This window comes from uncultured Aquimonas sp. (assembly GCF_937888285.1).
GTDB lineage: Bacteria > Pseudomonadota > Gammaproteobacteria > Xanthomonadales > Xanthomonadaceae > Aquimonas.
The window spans coordinates 269,815-282,311 of the sequence record NZ_CALART010000011.1 but is presented as its reverse complement, the minus strand read 5'-3'; the positions used below and the strand labels follow the sequence as shown (position 1 = coordinate 282,311).

Genomic DNA, 12,497 nt, shown 5'->3' with positions numbered 1-12,497 from the left:
TATCGAAGTGAAGGTGCGCCGATCGGAGCGGGTCGCGGTGTGGTTGGGGCTGGCAGGGCTGCTGCCCTTCGTGGTGCTGTCGGTGTCGGTCTGGTCGCCGGACTGGCGCGCGTTGGCGCTGCCGGCGCTGCTGGGCTATTCGGCGCTGATCCTGTCTTTCCTGGGCGGTGTGCGCTGGGGGCGCGGGCTGTCGACGGATCGACCAGTCGAATACGTCTGGGCGGTGCTGCCCAGTCTCTGGGCCCTGGCAGCGCTGCAGCTCCCGCAGACCGCGGGCCTGCTGCTGCTCGCCGCCGGCTTCGTGGGCCAATGGTGGCTGGATGGTCCCGGCGACCGGATGCCGGCGCCCGCCTGGTTCCGCCGCCTGCGCAGCCTGTTGAGCGCAGTGGTGCTGGCCTGCCACGTGCTGGCGGTCAGCGCGCTGCTCGGCTGATGCCCGGCCACCGGGGAACCTTTCGCGCCGGCAGCCGTCAATGGCTCCGGCGTTGCGCCCCTGCGGGGGCCACCCCACAATACCGCGCCCCGTCGCCGTCGGACTTACGGCGCCCCATCCGTGTTGGAGAACCCATGAAGCATTCCCTGCGCACCACCCTGCTCGCCGCGGCCACCGCCGCCGCCGTGGGGTTTTCGTCCTTCGCGGTCGCGAACGACAAGCTGGAAACCGAGAAGGACAAGATCAGCTACGTGATCGGCCTGCAGATCGCTGGCTCGCTGGTGCAGATCAAGGATGAGGTCGACCTGAAGGTGCTGATGCGCGGCATCGAGACCGGCCTGTCGGGCGAAGAGCCGGCGATCAGCCAGGAAGAAGCGATGGCCGTGCAGCAGGCCTTCGGCCAGAAGCTGCAGGCCAAGCGCGAAGGCGAGATGCAGGCGGCCGCCGCGAAGAACCGCGCCGACGGCGAGGCCTTCCTGGCCGAGAACAAGACCAAGCCGGGCGTGAAGACCACCGAGTCCGGCCTGCAGTACAAGGTCGTGACCGAGGGCAGCGGCGAGCGCCCGGCGGCCACTGACACGGTCAAGGTCCACTACACCGGCACCCTGCTGGACGGCACCAAGTTCGACAGCTCGGTCGATCGCGGCGAGCCGGCCCAGTTCGCGCTGAACCAGGTCATCCCCGGCTGGACCGAAGCCCTGCAGCTGATGCCGGTGGGCAGCAAGTACACGCTGTGGCTGCCCTCCGAGCTGGCCTATGGCGAGAACGGCACGCCCGGCCCGATCGGCCCGAATGCCACCCTGATGTTCGAAGTCGAGCTGATCGAGATCGTCAAGGCCCAGTAAGCCGCGCAGGCTGCGACAGCACGGACGGCCGGCGGATGCGATCCGCCGGCCGTCTTCGTTTCGGTCGCCACACATGCCGATGAAATGAGAATTTCATCACAATCTGCTACCGTGCCGCCCCCGTCCGCCGCGGCCTGACGGCCACCGCGATCGGCCCGGCGCCCCGCGCAGGGTGCTGTCCCGCCCCATCTGGATCCGGAGTTCGAGCATGAATGTCACCGTTTTCGGCACCGGCTATGTCGGTCTGGTCACCGGCACCTGCCTCGCTGAAGTGGGCAACACGGTCACCTGCGTCGACATCGACGCCGCCAAGGTCGAGGGCCTGCGCGCCGGCCGGGTGCCGATCTTCGAGCCTGGCCTGGAGCCGATGGTGATCGACAACAGTCGGGCCGGACGCCTTCTGTTCACCACCGATGCCGCTGGCGCGCTGGCGGATGCCGACATCATCTTCATCGCTGTGGGCACCCCGCCCGACGAGGACGGCAGCGCCGACCTGCGCCATGTGCTGGCGGTCGCGCGGACGATTGGCCATCACCTGCAGCGCGAGGCCCTGGTGGTCACCAAGTCGACGGTGCCGGTGGGCACCGCGGATCGCGTGCGCACAGCGATCGCTGAGGCCCTGGCGGCGCGCGGGTCGGACCTGCCCTTCGAGGTCGCATCGAATCCGGAATTCCTGAAGGAGGGCGATGCGGTCAAGGACTGCATGCGCCCGGACCGTATCGTCATCGGCTGCGAAAGCCAGAAGGCCGTGGACGTGCTGCGCGCGCTGTATGCGCCCTTCAACCGCAACCACGAGCGCATCGTGGCCATGGACCTGCGTTCGGCGGAGCTGACCAAGTACGCCGCCAACGCCATGCTGGCCACCAAGATCAGCTTCATGAACGAAATGGCGAACCTGGCCGAACAGCTCGGCGCCGACATCGAGAAAGTGCGCATCGGCATCGGCTCCGACCCGCGTATCGGCTTCTCGTTCATCTACCCCGGCGCCGGCTACGGCGGCAGCTGTTTTCCCAAGGACGTGCAGGCCCTGCACCGCACGGCGGCCGCGCGCGGCTTCGACGCCCGCATCCTGCAGGCAGTGGAAGCCGTCAACCATGCCCAGAAGGACAAGCTGCATGCGCTGCTCGTGCGCCATTTCGGTGATCTGCGCGGCCGCCGCATCGCCCTCTGGGGTCTGGCCTTCAAGCCGAACACCGACGACATGCGCGAAGCCCCGAGCCGGCGCCTGATGGAGCAGCTGTGGGCCGACGGCGCCAGCGTCGCCGCCTACGATCCCGAAGCCCGCGCCGAAGCCGGCAGGCTCTACGGCAATCGCGCCGACCTCGCACTGGTCGAGCAGCCCTACGATGCACTGGAGGGCGCCGATGCGCTGGTCGTGGTGACCGAATGGAAGGCGTTCTGGAGCCCGGACTTCCGCCGCATCGCGCGCAGCCTGAAGTCGCCCGTGGTGTTCGACGGCCGCAACATCTGGGATCCCAACCTGGTCGAGGCTGCCGGTCTCGCCTACTACGGTATCGGCCGCGGTCGCAGCGTGGTCCGTGCGGGAGCAGAACATGCGTGAACTCGTCGAGCGTGTCGTCGAGCTGGAGATGCGGGTCGCCTTCCAGGACGATACGATGCAGCGCTTGAACGCGGTGATCACCGACCAGAGCCTGCGCATCGAGCAGCTTGAGCGGCGCCTGGAGCTGATGCTCACCGACCTGAAGTCCCTGCGCGGCCTGCTGTATGCCGACCCCGTGCAGGAACCGCCGCCCCCGCACTACTGATTCTGCGGCGTACCCGATCCGTGACTGACCGATGACCTCTTCCCTGCGCGACCAGTTGACCCAGCTGGGTTTCAAGCCTCCCGAACCCGTCAAGCCGCGCGAGCCGGCGCACAAGGCGCGTCCGCATTCCGGCACGCCGGGCGGCAAGGGCCGTCCCGAGCAGGGCCGCAGCGAGCAGGACAGGCGAGCAGGCGCGGACAAGCCCGGAAGGGCTGGCGCGCCCTCGGCTGCCAAGGGCCGCAGCGGCGATATCCGCAGCCAGGAAGAGATCGATCTCGCCAAGGCCTATGCCCTGCGCCAGCGGGTCGAGCGCGAAGAGCAGCAGCGTCTGGAGCGCGAGCGCCAGGCCGAGGCCGCGCGCCGGCGCGAGGCCAGGCAGAAGCTGCACACCCTGCTGCAGTCGGCGACGCTGAACCAGCCGGCCGCCGAGCTGCCGCGGCACTTCGAGCATGCCGGCAAGATCCGCCGCATCTACGTCACGCCCGAGCAGCTGAAGGCCCTGAACGCGGGCGAGCTCGCCATCGTTGCCGCCGGCGGCCGCTACCACCTAGTCGGACTCGAACATGCCGAGCAGGCGCGTGTGCTCATGCCCGACTGCATCGCCTTGAGGGTGGATCCGAGCGCTGGCGAAGGCGGTGACGATTACGCCGATCCGCGTTTCGTGGTGCCCGACGATCTGGTCTGGTAGCGCCTCGCCGCGCCGGGGGCGCTGACGCCGCGCCCGCGGTGGGACTCGCGCCGCGCGGCCGACTCCTGCAGGGACTCGTGCAAACGCGGCATCGCCCTGGGAGGGGCGTACTGGATGATCCGGATTGTTCTGGTCGATGACCATGGGCTGATGCGCGCCGGCGTGCGCATGCTGCTGGAATCGCAGGCCGACATGCAGGTCGTGGGCGAGGCCGGGAGCGGCGACGAAGCCCTGCCGCTGCTGCGCAAGCTGAAGCCCGACGTGGTGCTCTGCGACTTCCACATGCCCGGCCTGTCGGGTCTTGAGGTCACTGAGCGGCTGGCCCGCAGCCTGCCGGAAATCCGCCTGATCATGGTTTCGGTGCTGAACGATGGCCCCATCCCCAAGCGCGTGCTGGCGGCGGGCGCGCATGGCTATCTCGACAAGGGGGCGCCGGGTGCGGAGCTGCTCACGGCGGTGCGCGAGGTGGCGGCGGGGCGTCGCTACATCGGCGCCGACATCGCCCGGCAGATGGCGCTGGAGGGTCTCAACGGCACGCCTTCGGCCGTGCAGGCGCTGACGCCGCGCGAGCTCGAAGTCGCCCTGCTGCTGGTGCAGGGCCGCAAGATGACCGAGATCGGCGAGCGCCTGAGCCTGAGCGCGAAGACCGTAGCCACCCACAAGTACCGCGTGTTCGACAAGCTCGGCGTGCGCGACGTGGTGTCGCTGGTGCGGATCGCGCGCCAGCACGGCCTGCTGGATCCGAACGCCAGCTGAGGGCGCTCACGCTTCTCGTGCACGGCGGCCCCAACGCAAACGGCCCGGAAGTTCCGGGCCGTTTGCGTGTACGAGCTGACCGATCCGTGGGATCAGATCAGCCGTTCCTGGCGTGGCTGGGCTTCCGCGGCCTCGTCGACCCGGGGCGGAACCGCTGCGGGCTCCGCATCGACTGCGGCAGCCTGATCGGTCTCGGTCTCGGTCTCGGTCTCGGCAACGACAGGCGCATCGACAGCAGCGTCTGCCGTCGGCACCCGCTCGGCCTCCACCGGCGAGGTCTGCGCCACGACGGAATCCACCACAGTTGCCGCCGGAGCTTCGGCGGCCCGGGACTCGATGGGCGGGGCGATGGGTGCTTCGACTGGCGTCGCAGCTTCATCTGCGACCGGCGCCTGGGCTTCGACCGTGGCCGCAACGGCTACTTCGCTTGCCACCGATGCAGGGCTCTCCACCGTCTCGACCGCTGCGATCGGCGTGACAGGTGCGGGTGACGGGGCGGTCGCCTCCGTGGCTGCCGTTTCCTCGACCGATGCCGGAGTCGCCGCCGACGCTGACGCCGCAGCGCTCACGTCAGCGGACTCGGCGGTCCGCGGGTCGACCGGAGCATGCGGCGTGGCCACGACTGGCGTGGTCTCCGCTGCTGGCGCATCCGCGGTTGCCGTCGACGCGGCCTGCGCCGCAGGCTCATGCGTCGCCTCGACGACCACCTCGGCGACCTTCTCGACAGCCGGTTCGGGGGCCGCATCGGCAGGAGCGTTCATCTCCGGCCGCAAGGGGGCGGGCCCATCGATCGGCGCTGCGACGATTGCCACGGCGGCGGCCGCCGAGGCAGCTGCAGCCGCTGCCGGGCGCGGCAGCGGTACCGGCACGAACGGCGGCGCTTCGCCCCGGGCCGGCGCCTCGGGCGCCTGTGGGACTGCACTGTCCTCGTCCTGCGCTTCGGTCGCGCTTTTCATGGCGCGCTCGACGCGCGGCGCGGCTTCCGCAGCGGCGTCGGCCGTGCTGGCCTCAACGCTGCCCTCGGTCTCGTCACCGTCCTCGTCATCGAGCCCCAGAGCCTGATCGCTGCCATTGGCTTCGCCCGCCGCACCCGCTTCGCGACGGCGACGCCGGCCACCGCGGCGACCGCGGCGACGGCGGCCGCCCTCGGCTGTCGCAGCGGCATCGGTAGCAGCGTCGGGCGCGGACTCGGTGTTCTCGCTGACGCTCACTGCCACCGCCGCAGAGGCCGCGGCCACGGCAGCCAGCGCTTCGACCGCCTCTGCAGGCTTGCCGGCCTCGGCTGCCTTTGCTTCGCGACGCTCATCGTTGCGCGCTACGCGCGTCTCCGCATTGGCTTCGCTGCCGCCACGTTCGCGGCGCGCTTCGCCCTTCTCGCCACGCTCGGGGCGCTCGCCGCGCTCGGGCTTGTCGGGGCGCTGCGCGTCCTGCGGCTTGCCCTGCTTGCCGCGGTTCTCGCTGCGTTCCTCCGGGTTCGGTCGCGGGCCGCGCTCCTCGCCCTGCGGCTTGCCGCCCTGGGCCTGCTGGCCCTTCTGCGGCCTGTTGCCGCGGCCGTCCTGGCCGCCGCGCGACTCATTGCGGTTGTCGCCGCGCTGCTCGTTACGCTCGCCACGCTCGTTGCGTCGTTCCTCGCGGCGCTGGTCGCGGTCACGACGCCCGTCGCGGCCCTCGCGCTTGCCTTCGCGGGCGGCCGGTGCGGCCGGCGCCTCGGCGGCGCCGATGCCCAGCATGCCCAGCAGGCGCGACCACAGGCCGGGCTTCTTCGCGCTCGGCGCAGGCTGCGCTTGCGGGCGCGGCTGCGAGGCAACCTGCTGCGGCTTCTGCGGCTGCGGCGCCGGCTTCACGCGGGGTTCTTCGTCTTCGCGGTCCTCGCGGATCGGTGCCGGGCTGGCCGGTTTGACGGCCTTCACCGCCGGCGCCGGCGGGATGTTGAGATTGGCGCGGGTCAGCGCGTGCACTTCCTGCTTGCGCGGCGAGGTGCGGTAGTAGCTGGGCTTCGAGGTTTCCTCGCCGAGCTCGCCCTCGCGGATGCGCTGCACGTTGAAGTGCGGGGTCTCAAGCTGGTTGTCGGCGACGATCACCACCGGCACGTCGTGGCGCTGCTCGATCTCGAGCAGGCCGCGGCGCTTCTCGTTCAAGAGGAAGTTGGCGATCTCGTGCGGGGCCTGCACCAGCACCTGGCCGGTGTTGTCCTTCATCGCCTGCTCTTCGATCAGGCGCAGGATCGACAGGCTCAGCGAGTCGACGCTGCGCATGCGACCGTGTCCGGCGCAGCGCGGGCACACCGTCTGGCTGGATTCGCCGAGGCTGGGGCGCAGGCGCTGGCGCGACATCTCCAGCAGGCCGAAGCGCGAGATGCGGCCGATCTGCACGCGCGCGCGGTCGTGCTTCAACGCGTTCTTCAGGCGCTCCTCGACCTCGCGCTGATGGCGGTTCGACTCCATGTCGATGAAGTCGACCACCACCAGGCCACCGAGGTCGCGCAGGCGCAGCTGGCGGGCGACTTCGTCGGCGGCTTCGAGGTTGGTGTTGAAGGCGGTCTCTTCGATGTCGCCGCCCTTGGTGGCGCGCGCCGAGTTGACGTCGATCGCGGTCAGCGCTTCCGTCTGGTCGATCACGATCGAGCCGCCCGAGGGCAGGCGCACCTGACGCTCGTAGGCGTTCTCGATCTGCGACTCGATCTGGTAGCGGTTGAACAGCGGGATGTTGTCCTTGTAGAGCTTCAACTTGCGCAGGGTGTGCGGCATCACCTGCTCGACGAAGTCCCGGGCCTCCTGGAACATCGGCTCGGAGTCGATCAGGATCTCGCCGATGTCGGCGCGCAGGTAGTCGCGCAGGGCGCGCACGATCAGGCGCGACTCCTGGTAGATCAGGAAGGCGGCCGGCCGGGCCAATGCCGCGTCGGTGATCGAGCGCCAGACTTGCAGCAGGTAGTCGAGGTCCCACTGCAGCTCTTCGGCGTCGCGGCCGACGCCGGCGGTGCGGATGATGATCCCCATGTCGTCGGGGATGTTCAGCTTGTCCATGGCCTCTTTCAGGGCCTGGCGGTCCTCGCCCTCGATGCGGCGGGAGACGCCGCCGGCGCGCGGGCTGTTGGGCATCAGCACCATGTAGCGGCCGGCCAGCGAGATGAACGTGGTCAGCGCCGCGCCCTTGTTGCCGCGCTCTTCCTTGTCGACCTGGACGACGACTTCCTGGCCTTCCTTCAGCAGCTCCTTGATCCCGTGCTTGTTCGGGTCGGTGCCGGGCAGGAAGTAGTCGCGGGAGATTTCCTTCAGCGGCAGGAAGCCGTGGCGCTCACCGCCGTACTCGACGAAGGCGGCTTCCAGCGAGGGCTCGAGCCGGGTGATGCGGCCCTTGTAGATGTTGGATTTCTTCTGTTCCTTGGCCGGCTGTTCGATATCGATGTCGTACAGGCTCTGGCCGTCGACGATGGCCACACGCAACTCTTCCTGCTGAGTTGCGTTGATCAGCATTCTCTTCATGGGTTGTCATTCCTCGCGCGCTCACGCGGGGAACGCCGGAAATCCCGGCCAAGGCACGCGAAGACCGCGCGCCCGAAGCGGAGTCACCAGCGCTGCGACCGTGTAGCCGGGTCCATCCCTGGCCCGCGGGAGCGCCAAACATTGTTCTTTCCTTCCGCCGGCCCACGTCGCGGGAGCCCCGCGGCGTCTGTAGCCGACGACCTTTCCGCGGCGCCCTGCGGCCAGAACCTCGGTGACCGAGGGAAGCGGCGGGTGCTGCGGGTGTCGCGTTGCTGCTGCCGCGCCGGGATCCCTCCCGGCAGCGACGGCTCCACCACTTGCGGCGCACGCGCCGGTGGAGCCCACACGAAACAGGCGGCTGCAGCGCCCCTCGAAGGAGGCACGCCGGCAGCCGCCGATTCCGACCCGGAGCCGGGTCCCTGGCTCCGCGCAGCCCCGGGGCCCATGCCCCTGGCTGCGTTCATCTCGATAAAGCGGTGTGCAGCCGATGCCGCTACCATGCTCGACCCGCCTGCGGCGGATTCGCCTCCGGCCCGCGCATCTGAACAGATCGCGTCGCCGAACGCTTCATGGAAACAGCCCCGGAAACGACAAGGGCGCTGGAAAATCAGGACCTTATCGCGCGTGAAGTCTAGCAAGCCGGGTGCGGCCGCAGCAAACGAAACCGCCAAGTCGCCCACAGCGGGCGGCGTGCGCCTGGTGCAGGTGCCGGCCGACCGCGCAGGCCAGCGCCTCGACAATTTCCTGCTGGGTCAGCTGAAGGGCGCGCCGCGCTCCTTGATCTACCGCATCCTGCGCACCGGCGAGGTCCGGGTGAACGGTGGCCGTGCCAAGCCCGATACTCGGCTTGAAGGCGGCGAGACCGTGCGCATTCCGCCGGTGCGGCTGGCCGAGCCGGCGGCTCCGCAGGAGGCGCCGCGCAGCCAGCTGGAGCGCATCCGCGATTGCATCGTGTTCGAGGACCGCGCCCTGCTGGCGCTGGACAAGCCCAGCGGCATCGCCACCCACGGCGGCAGCGGGATCAGCTTCGGCGCCATCGAGCTGCTGCGCCAGCTGCGTCCGGGTGAGCCGCTGGAGCTGGTGCATCGTCTCGATCGGGACACTTCGGGCCTGCTGGTGGTGGCGAAGAAGCGCTCGGCGCTGACCGAGCTGCAGCGCCTGATCCGCGAGGGCAAGCTGGAAAAGCGCTACCTGACCCTGCTGGTCGGCGATATCGGCCCGAAGCCGTTCAGCGTGAACGCGCCGCTGCGCAAGTTCGAGCTGCAGGGCGGTGAGCGCATGGTCCGGGTCGACCCGGTCGAGGGCAAGGCCTCGCTCAGCCACTTCCGGCGACTCGCCCTGCACGGTGGCCACAGCTATACCGAGGTGCGCATCGACACCGGCCGCACCCACCAGATCCGCGTGCACGCCCAGCACAGCGGCCACCCGGTGGCGATGGACGAGAAGTACGGCGAGCGCGAGGCCAACAAGGCGCTCAAGGCCGCAGGTCTCAAGCGCCTGTTCCTGCACGCCGCGAGCCTGAAGTTCGCGCTGAAGGACGGCACTGAGCCCTATTCCCTGAGCGCGCCGCTGCCGGCCGAGCTGAAGGCGGTGCTGGCTGCGCTTGATCGCTGAAGAGGGTTACAGCGGCGCGAACACGTAGCGGCCGCCGACCTCCAGCGAGCGCAGCAGCGTCGGTGGAAGGAGCGCGGCCGTGGCGAGGCCGAGCGCCGCGTGCGAGGCGATCTGCGGCAGCAGTCGGCCGTGGCGCTCCGCCATCCACGCCCAGACGCAGCCGCCGACGAAGCACAGGCCCATCAGCTCCAGATTCGGCAGGTGCAGGGCGGCGAACAGCAGGCCCGCGAGCAGCAGGGTCCACGGACCCAGCCCCAGCGCGCGCAGGTGCGGAAGCGCGAAGCGCGCCAGCCAGAGCTGCTGCAGCGCGGCCCAGGCGATGTAGCGCAGCAGTCGGTCGGCTTCGAAGGCGCTCGGGTCCAGGCGCAACTCAGGCGTTTCGAGCCAAGCCCATGCTGCGAGGGTCACGACGCCCAGCATGGTGAAGCCCAATGCCACGAGCCAGGCCGTGGCCGCAGAGGGCGTTCGCGACGTGAGCACGGGCTTGGCGGCGTCGCCCTGCGAATCAGGCGTCGCAACCTGCTCCGCAGCCGAGGGCACTCGGGTGTCCTGCGTCTCGACTGAGGGAATGTCCGGCGCAGGCGCATGCGGCGCCTCGACTGTCGCGCGCATCAAGCTGCGTTCGCGCGGCCTCAGCGCCAGCAGCGCCAGCGCCCAGCCTGCCAGCAGCAGGGCGTCCCCGGGCTCGGGGGGAAAGCGCGGCAGACCGAGACTGAGCAGCAGTGCTGGCGTGATCGCTCCGACCAGCAGCGCAGCACTGGCCCGGGTGGGGCCGGCGCCGAATCGCGCGCAGGCCCAGGCCAGCAGGGCCATCAGAGCACCCAGCGTGGCCGCAAGCGAGGGGCTGAGCGCCGTGACGGCAGCCGCGGCGCGCACCAGTGGCTCGCTGGCATTGGCGCCGACGCGCAGCTGCGGCGCGGCGGCGAGCTGTTCGTCACGCACCGCCAGCAGCCATCGCGTCGACGGGTCCGCCGGCAGCGCAAGCCGCGGAGGGATGCAAGGTTCGGCACCGCAGCGCGGCGGCAGCAGTTCGGCGGAACGCAGGGAGAAGCGCTGTCCTGGCTCGGCTTCGAACTCCAGTCTCAGCTGCGCGATCGGGCCATCCAGCAACGGCAGTGTCGGGCCGAGCGCAATCGTCTGACCGCAGGCTTCGGTGATGCCGTCGGTGCGTGCGGGCAGATCGATCCACGCGCCGGGCCGGGTCTGCGGCTGCAGGTCGGCAGCGGCGCGCAGGCGCAGGCGCAGCGGCGCATCGCTGCGGTAGTCGAGCCGCAGGGTCGGCAGCACCCCAGGATCGATGCGCTGACCCGACAGGCGCAGGCCGAAGTCACCGCTGCCCTGCATCAGACTGAGCGTGAGCCCGTCCTCGCCTCCCGATTCTTGCTGGAGGCCCTGCAGTGGACCGACGCGCGCACGCGGGTCGGTGAAGTCCCAGCGGAAGGGCGAGGCCTCGCGTCGATACAGCTCGGCATCGGCCCGCGCGCGCGCTTCGAGCTGGGCGCCGACGCTTGCGGGCGCCAGCCAGACCAGGGCCACGGCCAGCGCCAGCACGAGCAGCGCCGCGAGCTCGGCTGCGCCCTCGCGCTCCGACTGCACGGTTCAGCCTGCGCCGTGCAGGCGTTCGGCTTTGGCCGCGCAGATCAGATCGTTCTCGGACAGGCCGCCCACGTCGTGCGTCGAATAGCGCACCACGCAGCGGTTGTAGTGCACCGACAGGTCGGGGTGGTGGTCCTCGGCGTGGGCAATGAACGCGAGTGCATTCACGAAGGCCAGCGTCCGGTAGTAGTCGGCAAAGCCGTAGGTCTTGCGGATCGCCGCACCGTCTTCGACCAGCTCCCAGCCGGGCAGGGCCTGCAGGGCGGCATGGATGCGGTCGGCATCGGCCTTGTGTTCGGCCCCGCGCAGGGGGCGGCAGCGCTGGGCGGCGAGTTCGGCGAGCGTGGTCATGGCGTGTCACATCCATCGAAAGCAAGGCCGCGGAGTATAGCCAGCGGCCGATTGGCGGCCCGGCTTGCGCGGGACTCCGCGCGGGTTCCGCAGCGGTCGGGACTGCCTCGCGCTTGATCCACCTCAGGAAGCCTCACGGGCCATGCGGTACCATTTCGGTCCCAATTCCCCGGGGTGCCGTCGCGCCATGATCCAGATCACCACCGCCGCCCAGCAGTACTTCGTCCGCCTGATCCAGCAGCAGGGCGGTGACATCGCCGGCATCCGGCTCTCGGCAGTGCGCGCCGGCACGCCCAGCGCCGACGCCAAGCTGGAGTTCGTCGAGGCCGTCGATCTCGACGGCGACGAGTGGGAGGTGCAGTGCGAGGGTTTCATCCTCTATCTGCAGGCGGCCAGCGCCGAGTACTTCACCGACGCCGAGATCGACTTCGTCAGCGAAGCCACCGGCGGCCAGCTCACCGTGCGCGCGCCGCGCATCAAGGGCGTGCCGCCCGGCGCCGAGGCCAGCCTGGTCGAGCGCGTGCAGCACGTGATCGACACCGAGATCAACCCCGGCGTCGCCAGCCACGGCGGTCGCGTCAGCCTTGAGGAAATCACCGCCGACGGTATCGTCGTGCTGCGCTTCGGCGGCGGCTGCCAGGGCTGCAAGCAGGTCGATTACACGCTCAAGAACGGCGTGGAGAAGACGCTCATGCAGCGCGTGCCGGAAGTGCGCGCGGTGCGCGATGCGACGGATCATGCGAAGGGGGAGATGCCTTACTTCGCCTGAGCCTGCGTCCTTTCCCAGGCAGTTCGCGGAGCGCGCGGAGCGCGTTCCTGACGCCGGCTGCTTCATTGCAGAAGTGTGTTCAGTTACTCGCTACTGCCCCATCCTTTTCCCAGAACCGCTTCCGTAGCCCTGAGAGCTTCTCAGCCCCGCGCGACGGGCAGGTGTTCTCGAAGAAACATGGGGTCGTCATCCCC

The 12,497-nt window shown here is 69.9% G+C and carries 11 protein-coding genes; 8 read left to right on the top strand and 3 right to left on the bottom strand.

The window, feature by feature from the left end; translation table 11 throughout:
- Positions 1-7: 7 nt before the first annotated feature.
- From Q0654_RS03510 to Q0654_RS03485, 6 genes are all read left to right on the top strand, one after another.
- Complete coding sequence (locus Q0654_RS03510; protein ID WP_298850517.1) at positions 8-433, top strand: DUF3429 domain-containing protein; 426 nt, start codon at positions 8-10, stop codon at positions 431-433.
- Positions 434-567: 134 nt separating this feature from the next.
- Positions 568-1,278 (top strand): FKBP-type peptidyl-prolyl cis-trans isomerase, encoded by a 711-nt coding sequence (locus Q0654_RS03505; protein WP_298850515.1) that lies wholly within the window; start codon positions 568-570, stop codon positions 1,276-1,278.
- 208 nt (positions 1,279-1,486) lie between these two features.
- Positions 1,487-2,839, top strand: a complete 1,353-nt coding sequence (locus tag Q0654_RS03500; RefSeq protein WP_298850513.1) for a UDP-glucose/GDP-mannose dehydrogenase family protein — start codon at positions 1,487-1,489, stop codon at positions 2,837-2,839.
- Positions 2,832-3,044: a SlyX family protein gene (locus Q0654_RS03495; RefSeq protein WP_298850511.1), complete on the top strand. Its 213-nt coding sequence runs from the start codon at positions 2,832-2,834 to the stop codon at positions 3,042-3,044. The genes Q0654_RS03500 and Q0654_RS03495 overlap by 8 nt, the downstream gene beginning before the upstream one ends.
- 31 nt (positions 3,045-3,075) lie before the next feature.
- The gene (locus Q0654_RS03490) at positions 3,076-3,732 is read left to right on the top strand and encodes a DUF2058 family protein (RefSeq protein ID WP_298850509.1); all 657 of its coding nucleotides are present in this window, start codon (positions 3,076-3,078) and stop codon (positions 3,730-3,732) included.
- A gap of 114 nt (positions 3,733-3,846) precedes the next feature.
- Positions 3,847-4,488, top strand: coding sequence for a response regulator (locus Q0654_RS03485; RefSeq protein WP_298850508.1), 642 nt, complete (start codon positions 3,847-3,849; stop codon positions 4,486-4,488).
- A 92-nt stretch (positions 4,489-4,580) separates the two neighbouring features.
- Here the strand turns inward: Q0654_RS03485 and Q0654_RS03480 are convergent, their stop codons facing one another.
- Positions 4,581-7,973 carry an Rne/Rng family ribonuclease gene (locus Q0654_RS03480; RefSeq protein ID WP_298850506.1) on the bottom strand — a complete coding sequence of 1,131 codons (3,393 nt, stop codon included), beginning with the start codon at positions 7,971-7,973 and terminating at the stop codon, positions 4,581-4,583.
- A gap of 690 nt (positions 7,974-8,663) precedes the next feature.
- On the opposite strand from Q0654_RS03480, the gene Q0654_RS03475 reads away from it, so the two are divergent.
- Positions 8,664-9,587, top strand: a complete 924-nt coding sequence (locus Q0654_RS03475; protein ID WP_298850720.1) for an RluA family pseudouridine synthase — start codon at positions 8,664-8,666, stop codon at positions 9,585-9,587.
- Between the two features lie 6 nt (positions 9,588-9,593).
- Here Q0654_RS03475 and Q0654_RS03470 read toward each other — a convergent pair whose 3' ends face one another.
- Together Q0654_RS03470 and Q0654_RS03465 are read right to left on the bottom strand one after the other, a co-directional pair.
- Complete coding sequence (locus Q0654_RS03470) at positions 9,594-11,183, bottom strand: CPBP family glutamic-type intramembrane protease (RefSeq protein WP_298850504.1); 1,590 nt, start codon at positions 11,181-11,183, stop codon at positions 9,594-9,596.
- 3 nt (positions 11,184-11,186) lie between these two features.
- On the bottom strand, positions 11,187-11,534 hold the full coding sequence (locus Q0654_RS03465) for a 4a-hydroxytetrahydrobiopterin dehydratase (protein ID WP_298850502.1): 348 nt from the start codon (positions 11,532-11,534) through the stop codon (positions 11,187-11,189).
- Positions 11,535-11,721: 187 nt separating this feature from the next.
- Here Q0654_RS03465 and Q0654_RS03460 point away from each other — a divergent pair, with 187 nt between their 5' ends.
- The gene (locus Q0654_RS03460) at positions 11,722-12,303 is read left to right on the top strand and encodes an NfuA family Fe-S biogenesis protein (protein WP_298850500.1); all 582 of its coding nucleotides are present in this window, start codon (positions 11,722-11,724) and stop codon (positions 12,301-12,303) included.
- Positions 12,304-12,497: the final 194 nt, after the last annotated feature.

What these genes read in the sequence shown, in the direction of transcription:
- Q0654_RS03505 (WP_298850515.1), top strand. Translation starts at nt 568, where the DNA reads ATGAAGCATTCCCTGCGCACCACCCTGCTCGCCGCGGCCACCGCCGCC.
- Q0654_RS03500 (WP_298850513.1), top strand. Translation starts at nt 1,487, where the DNA reads ATGAATGTCACCGTTTTCGGCACCGGCTATGTCGGTCTGGTCACCGGC.
- Q0654_RS03495 (WP_298850511.1), top strand. Translation starts at nt 2,832, where the DNA reads ATGCGTGAACTCGTCGAGCGTGTCGTCGAGCTGGAGATGCGGGTCGCC.
- Q0654_RS03490 (WP_298850509.1), top strand. Translation starts at nt 3,076, where the DNA reads ATGACCTCTTCCCTGCGCGACCAGTTGACCCAGCTGGGTTTCAAGCCT.
- Q0654_RS03485 (WP_298850508.1), top strand. Translation starts at nt 3,847, where the DNA reads ATGATCCGGATTGTTCTGGTCGATGACCATGGGCTGATGCGCGCCGGC.
- Q0654_RS03480 (WP_298850506.1), bottom strand. Translation starts at nt 7,973, where the DNA reads ATGAAGAGAATGCTGATCAACGCAACTCAGCAGGAAGAGTTGCGTGTG.
- Q0654_RS03465 (WP_298850502.1), bottom strand. Translation starts at nt 11,534, where the DNA reads ATGACCACGCTCGCCGAACTCGCCGCCCAGCGCTGCCGCCCCCTGCGC.
- Q0654_RS03460 (WP_298850500.1), top strand. Translation starts at nt 11,722, where the DNA reads ATGATCCAGATCACCACCGCCGCCCAGCAGTACTTCGTCCGCCTGATC.